The 1,776-nt window shown below is 68.9% G+C and carries 1 protein-coding gene and 2 pseudogenes; 1 reads left to right on the plus strand and 2 read right to left on the minus strand.

Features of this window, described 5'->3' with window-relative positions; translation table 11 throughout:
• Nucleotides 1–46: 46 nt before the first annotated feature.
• Complete coding sequence (locus ACH107_RS32570) at nucleotides 47–1,417, minus strand: glutamate--cysteine ligase (protein ID WP_412509742.1); 1,371 nt, start codon at nucleotides 1,415–1,417, stop codon at nucleotides 47–49.
• A gap of 66 nt (nucleotides 1,418–1,483) precedes the next feature.
• Nucleotides 1,484–1,696 (minus strand): annotated as a pseudogene (locus ACH107_RS32575) (hypothetical protein); the annotation flags it as partial.
• On the opposite strand from ACH107_RS32575, the pseudogene ACH107_RS32580 reads away from it, so the two are divergent.
• Nucleotides 1,690–1,776: pseudogene (locus ACH107_RS32580) on the plus strand (glycoside hydrolase TIM-barrel-like domain-containing protein); the annotation flags it as partial. The pseudogenes ACH107_RS32575 and ACH107_RS32580 overlap by 7 nt on opposite strands.

The following is a 1,776-nucleotide window of genomic DNA, read 5'->3' on the forward strand; positions in this document are numbered from 1 at the left end:
CGGCGGTGACGCGCGCGCCCGCGGCCCCGGCGGGGGCGCGTCGGCATCAGTAGGAATATTCGGCGTAGATGCGGCTCAGGTCCCCGTGCCAGTCGCCGTGGTAATGGGCCAGCAATTCGTCGGCGGGCACCCGGCCGGTTTCGACGCTTTCCTTCAACGTGTTCAGGAAATGCGTCTCGTCGGGGATCAGCCCGTCCGCGCCGGGGCGGGCGCGGGCCTTGAGGCCGGCCTCGGAAATCGCGACGGCCTGCCGCGCGATGTCGTGCATCGACAGCGCGCCCACCCGCGCCTGAAGCCCGTCGCGGCTGGCCGCGACGCGCAGCGCCTCGCGCGTGTCGGCATCCCAGCCCTTGCAGAGGTCCCACGCCGCGTCGAGCGCGGTCTGGTCGTACATCAATCCCACCCAGAAGGCCGGTAGCGCGCAGAGCCGGCGCCACGGGCCGCCGTCGGCGCCGCGCATCTCCATGAATTTCTTGATCCGCGCCTCGGGAAAGATCGTCGTCAGGTGATCGGCCCAGTCCGACAGGGTGGGTTTCTCGCCGGGCAGGGCGGGCAACTCGCCGCGCAGGAAGTCGCGGAAGCTCTGGCCGAGGGCGTCGATATAGACGCCGTCGCGGTAGACGAAGTACATCGGCACGTCCAGCGCGTACTCCACCCAGGCCTCGAAGCCGAACCCGTCCTCGAAAACGAAGGGCAGCATGCCCGTGCGGTCCGGGTCGAGGTCGCGCCAGACGCGGGCGCGCCAGCTCTTGTGGCCGTTGGGCTTGCCCTCGAAAAACGGCGAGTTGGCGAACAGCGCGGTCGCCACGGGCTGCAGGGCCAGCGCCACCCGCAGCTTCTGCACCATGTCGGCCTCGGACCCGAAATCGAGGTTCACCTGCACGGTGCAGGTGCGGTACATCATGGACTTGCCCATGGTGCCGACGCGGTCCATGTAGTCCGTCATCAGCTTGTAGCGGCCCTTGGGCATGACGGGCATCTGGTCATGCGTCCATTCCGGCGCCGCGCCGAGCCCGATGAAGCCCACGCCGACCTTGTCGGCGATGTCCTTGACGTCGCGCAGGTGGGCGTTCACCTCGTCGCAGGTTTCGTGGATGGTCTCAAGCGGCGCGCCCGACAGTTCGAGCTGCCCGCCCGGTTCGAGGCTGACATTCGCGCCGTCCTTTTCCAGCCCGATGAGCTTGCCCGCCTCCTCCAGCGGTTGCCAGCCGTGCCGGTCGCGCAGGCCCTCCAGCACGGCCAGCACGCTGTGCTCGCCGTCATAGGGGATGGGGTCGTGGGTGTCCTTGCAATAGCCGAATTTCTCGTGCTCGGTGCCGATGCGCCAGTCCGCGCGCGGTTTGCAGCCGCTTGCCAGATAATCCGCGAGCTGGGCGCGGTCCTCGATCGGCCCGCCGCCGGATTGGGGGATGGACATATTCTTCGGGCCTCCTGACTGCTGGCGCGACAACAGGCGCAGAAGTGGCCGCAATCGCCGTCGGTGTCAATGCAGCCGCGCGGTGGGGGCCTGCCAGATCACGACCGGGTGATCGCCGCCGCGCCGCATCTCGGCCAGCATCCGTTCGGTCCGGATGCCGGGCAGGGTTGCGAAGGCGTCGAACAGCGCGTCGGCCCCCTCGGCCGCCAGCGGCACGGCAAGCGCGGGCTGGCCGGGCTGGTCCAGCAGCCAGTGCGGCGGCCGCGCCGCGGGGTCCAGGCGTTTTCCATCTCGATCCGCTTTGGGCGGACGACAACATCGACTTTATCGGTATCGACAATTACCTGCCTTTGGCGGAC

This window comes from Roseovarius halophilus (ex Wu et al. 2025), assembly GCF_047086965.1.